This window comes from bacterium (assembly GCA_029210545.1).
Taxonomy (GTDB): domain Bacteria; phylum BMS3Abin14; class BMS3Abin14; order BMS3Abin14; family BMS3Abin14; genus JARGFV01.
The window spans coordinates 1-7,023 of the sequence record JARGFV010000122.1; the positions used below are offsets into that span (position 1 = coordinate 1).

Here is a 7,023-nt window from a genome sequence, read left to right on the forward strand (position 1 = left end):
GAGGATCTCCCCGGCACGTTGGAGAGCCTCAACAGGGTCCCCGGCCGGGATCATCCCCATGATTTTGACCAGGTCCGGCGGAAGCTCGCTGATGAGCACTGTCGGGACCGCCTTGACGCGCAGCCACGTGGAAAATGCCGTCTGCCCGTTGATCTGATATCTTCTTTCCAGCTCGTCGAGCCACTGCTCCTCGGTTCGGCACCTTTCAAACCACCGTATGAAATCAGGGTTTCCGGTACCTTCAGGACATCGAGCCGCGAGGATCACCACCCCGTCGGCAGCCACTGTCCGGTGGGCCGAATAAAGACCTTTGTGGGCCTGGACGAAATTGACGTCCCTGGGGTGCCCTCCCGCGCTGGCGATAACCAGCCTGGAAGGTTCCTTGATCTCCTTGCGATAGAAAATGTCGTGGCGGCGACAGGCGTCAAGATGGGCCTGTATCAGTTCACCCGCGGCGGCGCCGATAATACTCCCCCCCGGTTCAGTCACTGTGTTGAGGATGAAAATTGGCGGCGCCATCAGGCACGCTTCGAGCATGGCCCCGTGTACCGGATTTCCCTCCAGGATCCCCGGACCGAGCTCTCCTTGCAGCTTTCCCCGGCGATAATCCACGACCATGCGGTGGTGGGCTTCGCAGGACTTCCGGGAAGCCACCCCGGGCAAAAGCGATTTCCTTCCGCCGCCGTAACCGGCGAAATAGTGGTACGTGACGGAACCTGTCAGAACCACGCGGTCAGCTTCGGCCACGGTACGGTTGAGCTCCACAGGAAGACCCCTCACCGTGTTCCCCATGTGGAGATTGGAGCCGTGTTTATCCGCCTCGTGGTTGACGACGTTATAACGCCCGCGGATATCCTTTCCCGCAAGTTGTCCCAGCTCGTCCTCGTCGAGAGGCCTGTGGATCCCCAGGGCAACGATGATAGTGACGTCATCATCCCTCACACCCGATCGTGCCAGTTCGTCCAGGAGAGGCGGCAGGTAGACGCTGACTCCGGCCCTGCGGGTAAGGTCAGGCACAACCAGGGCGACCTTCTGCCCTTTCCGGGCCACATCAGCGAGACGGGGACATCCCACCGGATTTTCGAGGGCGCGGATCACCTCGGCAGTACTGTCAATCCGACCGGGGAAAGGGCCGGGCTCGACAAGGCGCGCCTTGCCGTCCCATTTATCGGGGAATTCGAGGTGGCTGGTGCCGTAGGGAAGGTTCATAGGAGAAGTTTACAGTTCACGGTTCAGGATTCACTATTCACGGCCTGCCAGCCGTAGCCTTGGCGTAGGCTGGTTCACGGTTCACTGCCCTTTCGGCCACACCTTCTCAAACCCCTCCCCGTTCCACCGGACGAGGTAATTCGGGGGGTTGTTCTGGTTGGTGTGACCGCCACGATCCGGGAACGTAACGTAGCCGTATGGTGTCGAGATCCCCATGGCTCCGAGGGTTTCCTTCAGAGCCTCCGTTTCCAGGCCGCCCCCGTGCCTGAGAGCCTGGACGGCGACAAGCACCGCCGCGTAGGCCTGGGCTCCGTGGTAGTCGGGTAACGTGCCGAACCTTTCCACATAGTCATTGTTGTACCGCTGGGAGGCCGGACCGGAGGAGGACAGCCACAGCGACGGCGCCAGGACCCCGGCGCATCCTTCGCCGCAAGCCGCAAGTGATCCGCCAAGAGAGGATGCCGGCACAAGGTTAAAAGGCCCATATTTACTTTTAAGGCGCCCTGTCAACCCGGTAACGATCCTCGTGTCATCCGGGGGAAAGGCGCACAGAAAAACGGCGTCCGGTTTTAACGTTTCCAGAGCCTTGAAACTCTCCTCAAGGTTCATGGTGCCCGGTTCGAAAGATCCTTCCCACACCAGCTCCCACCCTTTTTCCCTGACCGACTCCCTCACGGCGTCGGCCATGCTAGATCCAAAGTCGGACGGCTCGTGCCAGAGGGCCACCTTTTTCGGATCGATGACGGCCGCGGCATACTCGAGGGCCGCGGCCGGATACTCGGATCGGGGAGGCGCCACGCGGAAAAGGTAGCTGTACCCTTTCCGGGTGATCCCGTCATTTGAGCCGGTAATGGACACAAGGGGCAGGTTTCGATACTGGCAGCGCTCGGCCATGGCGTCGATGACCTTTGAGCTTCCTCCCCCAAGAACGAGGGGGTAAGCCTTGTCATTGACAAAATGGTCTATGATGGCCCGTATATCGGATACCCGGCCGCCGCTGTCCCTGATGTCGAGTTTCAGATCCTGACCGTCGATGCCGCCTCTTCTGTTCACCCCTTCCACGGCGAGGGTCATGGAATTTTTCTGCATGTGTCCCAGCGCCGCCTGGGCACCCGACAGAGGCAGGATCACCCCCACGACCACCTCTTCGGCGCCGCTCACGCAAGGTGCCGCCATCACGGCCATAAGGGCAGCGAAAAGGACCGGCGATCGGAGGAGATGTTTCATGAGGTTTGTCACCTGGTCCGGGTGCCGGCCATGGAAGAGGCAAGCCGGAGGGCCTCTGTCAGGCTCCCGGGGTCGGCCAGACCTTTACCGGCAATATCGAAAGCCGTCCCGTGGTCCACGGAAGTCCTGATAATTGGCAGGCCCAGGGTCACATTGACCCCCGATTCGAAAGCGAGAAGCTTAAGCGGGATGTGGCCCTGGTCATGGTACATGGCGATCACCGCGTCATACTTGCCCCGGTGCATCTTCAGGAACACGACATCCGGCGGTATGGGGCCTTCGACGCGAATCCCCATTTCCCTGGCCGTCCGGATAGCAGGAATGATGATCTCTTTCTCCTCGGCCCCGAAGATGCCGCTTTCCCCGGCGTGGGGGTTAAGACCCGCGACGGCAAAGGAGGGCGTTTTCAGACCCATTTTTTTTAACGCGGCGTCCCCGAGTTCCAGCACCCTCACGATCCGCTCGATGGTAACCCGGGACGGAACCATGGCGACGGGGATGTGGGTGGTCACGTGCAGGGCTCTCATGGGACCGGCGACGAGCATCATCACCGTGTCCTGTGCCCCGGTGCGATAAGCCAGGACCTCCGTGTGCCCGGGAAAGTCGTGCCCGGCCAGATGGATCGCCTCCTTGTTGATGGGGGCGGTGACGATGGCGTCGATCTTTCCCTCCATGGAAAGATCGATGGCCTTTACAAGACACTGGTAAGCGCACTCGCCGCTCACAGCGCTCAACCGGCCGAAGGGGATCGTTTCATCGCCGAGGGGTACGTTCAGGACCGGTACGTGGTCCCTGATCTCATCAGCCTTCTCGATGCTTTCAACAACCTTGTACCTGGTGGAACTCCTGGCTTTTTCGGCGCCTGCCCGAAGCCGCTCGATGTCCCCTACGACAACGACGCTGCGGCCGACAGGCTTCTCCTCCAAAGCCAGAGCGATGATCTCCGGCCCCACTCCGGCTGCGTCTCCCATGGTGAGGGCCAGGACCGGCCTTTTATTCGCCATTCCCCGGCTCACATCGACTCCTTGATGACCGTGTTGGTGAGCACTCCGATCCCGTCCACAGCCACCGACACCTCGTCCCCCTCCGACAAGGCCCCGACACCTTCCGGAGTCCCTGTCGCGATGACGTCCCCCGGCATGAGGGTCATGACCGAGGTGATGAACTCCACAAGGATGGCGGGGTTAAAGAGCATTGTAGAGGTCTGATCGTCCTGACGGACCTCGGAGTTGACCACGGTGGTAATGCGGACATCTCCGGGATCAAGTTCCGTCTCGATCCATGGTCCCATGGGGCAGAAGGTGTCAAAGCTCTTGCCCCTTGAAAACTGGACGTCCTTACGCTGCAGGTCCCGGGCGGTCACGTCGTTGATGATCGTGTATCCGAGGATATATTGGTCCGCGGCATCCCTGTGGACCCTTCTGCAGCGGCGCCCTATGACCACCGCGAGTTCTCCTTCGAAGTCGACGCGGTTCGATTCAGGCGGAAGCACGATCCGGTCTTCCGGGGCGATGACCGCACTCGGGGCCTTGAGGAAGATGAGCGGCTCGGAAGGAATATCGTGGCCCATTTCACGGATGTGCCCCTCATAGTTCATCCCGACGGCAACGATCTTTCCCGGTTGAACCGGGGCGGCGATCCGGACTTCACGGAGCGGATACCTGGCCTTTCCGGGAACAGGCAGTCCGTCGAAGGGCGGTGAATCAAGACACACGACCCACTCACCCTCGACGAGACCCCAGAGCGGCTCACCGTCGGGTGCATGATTCCCGATGCTGTCGTAGCCCAACGGCGGCAAAAAACGTAACAGGCGCATAGTAAAGTTTCCGGTTTACGGTATACGGTTTACAGTTGATGGACTCACTGTGAACCGTAAACTGTTAACTGCAGCAATCGCATATTAATCCAGATCAGCGATCGCTGCTTCTATTCTGTCCAGCCCTTTCTCGATGTTCTTCATGCTCGTGGCGTAAGAGAGCCTGGCGAAGTCGTCTGCTCCGAAGGCAATGCCGGGCACGACGGCGACCTTGGCTTCGCCCAGGAGGTAGTCAGCGAAATCGGTGGAGTTTTCGATGCGTTTCCCCTTGAAGGAGCGCCCGTAAAGCTCCGAAAAGTTGGGGAACACATAAAAGGCGCCCTTGGGTGTGAAACAGGACACACCGTTCATTGCGTTGAGCCTCTCGACGATGTAACGGCGCCTTTTATCGAACTCGCCCACCATCATGGCGACAAAATCCTGGGGCCCCTTGAGGGCCTCCTCCGTGGCAGGCATGCAGAACGAAACCGGGTTGCTCGTGCTCTGGCTCTGGATCTTGCCCATGGCAGCCACGATCTCCTTGGGTCCCGCGGCATAACCGATCCGCCACCCCGTCATGGAGTAGGCCTTGGAGAGCCCGTTGACGATGATCGTCTGCCCCTTCATGCCCGGGACCTGGGCGATGCTGAAGAACTTGAATCCGTCGTAGACCTCCTTCTCGTAGATCTCGTCACTGATGACCAGGATGTTCTTCCCGCGGACCACTTCGGCGATCTCCTCGAGACGGGCACGCGGAATGGCGGCTCCGGTGGGGTTGCACGGGCTGTTGATCACCAGGGCCTTCGTCCTGGGGGTTATGGCCTTTTTCAGGTCTTCGACGGTGGGAACGAATTCGTTGGCCTCGGTGGTCTCGAGGATCACCGGGGTGGCGCTCGCCAGGATCACCTGGTCGGGATAGGACACCCAGTAGGGGGACGGGATGATGACTTCATCGCCTTCCTGCACCAGCGCCTGGAAAATATTGTACAGGGTGTGTTTGGCGCCGCACGAAATGATGATCTCGTCGCGGGCGTACTCGAGTCCCTGGTCCCTCTTGAGCTTGCCGATGACAGCGTCCTTCGCTTCCAGGGTTCCCGGAACAGGAGTGTACTTGGTCATGCCCTCGTTAAGGGCCTTGATGGCAGCCTGTTTGATATTGTCCGGCGTGTCGAAATCCGGTTCGCCGGCTCCGAACCCGACCACGTCCAGACCATCGGCTTTCATCTGCTTGGCTTTCGCCGTGATGGCCAGCGTGGGTGACGGCTTGATCCCTTTGACTCGGTTGGCTAGATCCATTTCGCTCCCCCCTTGACGGGTAATGGGCCGATCAAACGGCCAGTGTTTTAATGAATTTTCGTGTGTGCGTGCGAGCGTAGGGGGTGATTGCGTAAGACCCAGCACCAACACGCGCGTACCGTCTCTCTATTTCAGTTATTTATACACTTATGCGCATTCTTCGTACGCACCAGATATTTTTTCTGGTTCTACGCTTCCACGCACATACGCTTTACGCGCACACGTAGCTTTTCAACCCCATCTCGCCTGTATCGAAGTGATGGCTATAACGTTAACGATGTCATCCGCGCTGCACCCCCTGGACAAGTCGTTGACCGGCTTCGCCAGCCCCTGCAGGATCGGACCGATAGCCCTGGTGTGGGCCAGGCGCTCGACAAGTTTATAGGCGATGTTGCCCGAGTCGAGATCCGGGAAGATGAGCACGTTGGCTCTTCCGCCGATGGAGCTCTCCGGTGCTTTTCGTCTGGCCACATCGGGCACGATGGCCGTGTCGATCTGAACCTCGCCGTCAACGGCAAGTTCCGGCGCCCGCTGCCGCACAAGGGCTGTCGCCTCCCTCACCTTTTCGGCCTTTTCGTGCCTTGCGCTGCCGTGGGTGGAGAAAGACAGCATGGCTATCCTCGGATCTATCCCGAGGAAAAACACGGCGCTTCGGGCGGAAGAGATGGCGATCTGGGCAAGCTGGGATGGTCCGGGGTCGGGGACGATGCCGCAGTCCGCGAAGATGAAGACTCCTTTTTCTCCGTAATCGGGCACCGGCATGACCATGATGAAACAGCTTGACACCACCTCGACCCCTTCGGCTTTTCCGACGATGCGCAACGCCGAACGAATCACTTCGCCGGTGGTGGTGACGGCTCCGGCGACGATCCCGTCCGCCCTGCCCTCCCTGACCATCATGCCGGCAAGGACGATGGGGCTTTCGAACTCCCTGCGGGCCTCCTCCAGCGAGGCCCCCTTTTCAGAACGCAGGCGGGTGTAAGCCTCCCGCAGGCCGTCGACCCCTTCAAGGCGGGCCGGATGGACGATTTTGAGAAGATCAGGGTCGATCCCGGCGTCCGCTGCCGTTTGACGAACCGTCTCTTCATCCCCGATGACCGATACGGCAGCCAGCTTCTCACCCGAGGCGATCACGGCGGCTTCCAGGACCCGTGGATCGGAACCTTCCGGCAGGAGGATCCTGGCGGCGGCCTCCCGGGCCCTCCCCCTGATGGCAAAGATGATATTGTCGCCAAGCCGAACGGCTCTCCCGGTTGGCTGTTCCTCTTCCAGATTGCCCACGCAGTCCCCCCCGGGCCTGTCGGCCGTAAGTTGCTTCCTGATATCGGTTCAACCGGGAAACGAATACCCGGATGTGAATCCCGATTTCTCACACCCGCTCGTTTCAATTCCAGATTCCAGAGAATGCATATTATCCAGGATCCGATACCTAATAGAGTCGCAAAAAGTCCAGGCGGAACTTTTCCTGGCTCATTAATGTCCTGGGGAAAGGGAAA

At 59.9% G+C, this 7,023-nt stretch carries 6 protein-coding genes; all 6 read right to left on the minus strand.

Going from position 1 to position 7,023, the window contains the following annotated elements:
- The coding region (gene larA, locus P1S46_10640; GenBank protein MDF1536935.1) for a nickel-dependent lactate racemase at positions 1–1,209 on the minus strand (1,209 nt) is incomplete at its 3' end.
- 81 nt (positions 1,210–1,290) lie between these two features.
- Positions 1,291–2,436, minus strand: a complete 1,146-nt coding sequence (locus tag P1S46_10645) for an ABC transporter substrate-binding protein (GenBank protein ID MDF1536936.1) — start codon at positions 2,434–2,436, stop codon at positions 1,291–1,293.
- 8 nt (positions 2,437–2,444) lie between these two features.
- Positions 2,445–3,440 carry a 4-hydroxythreonine-4-phosphate dehydrogenase PdxA gene (gene pdxA, locus P1S46_10650; GenBank protein MDF1536937.1) on the minus strand — a complete coding sequence of 332 codons (996 nt, stop codon included), beginning with the start codon at positions 3,438–3,440 and terminating at the stop codon, positions 2,445–2,447.
- Positions 3,441–3,448: 8 nt separating this feature from the next.
- Positions 3,449–4,252, minus strand: a complete 804-nt coding sequence (locus P1S46_10655) for a fumarylacetoacetate hydrolase family protein (protein MDF1536938.1) — start codon at positions 4,250–4,252, stop codon at positions 3,449–3,451.
- Positions 4,253–4,336: 84 nt separating this feature from the next.
- On the minus strand, positions 4,337–5,527 hold the full coding sequence (locus tag P1S46_10660; protein ID MDF1536939.1) for a pyridoxal phosphate-dependent aminotransferase: 1,191 nt from the start codon (positions 5,525–5,527) through the stop codon (positions 4,337–4,339).
- Between the two features lie 231 nt (positions 5,528–5,758).
- The gene (gene pta / locus P1S46_10665; GenBank protein ID MDF1536940.1) at positions 5,759–6,808 is read right to left on the minus strand and encodes a phosphate acetyltransferase; all 1,050 of its coding nucleotides are present in this window, start codon (positions 6,806–6,808) and stop codon (positions 5,759–5,761) included.
- Positions 6,809–7,023: the final 215 nt, after the last annotated feature.

Excerpts from the sequence above, each read along its gene's own strand:
- P1S46_10660 (MDF1536939.1), bottom strand. The coding sequence starts at position 5,527 with ATGGATCTAGCCAACCGAGTCAAAGGGATCAAGCCGTCACCCACGCTG.
- P1S46_10655 (MDF1536938.1), bottom strand. The coding sequence starts at position 4,252 with ATGCGCCTGTTACGTTTTTTGCCGCCGTTGGGCTACGACAGCATCGGG.
- pdxA (MDF1536937.1), bottom strand. The coding sequence starts at position 3,440 with ATGGCGAATAAAAGGCCGGTCCTGGCCCTCACCATGGGAGACGCAGCC.
- P1S46_10645 (MDF1536936.1), bottom strand. The coding sequence starts at position 2,436 with ATGAAACATCTCCTCCGATCGCCGGTCCTTTTCGCTGCCCTTATGGCC.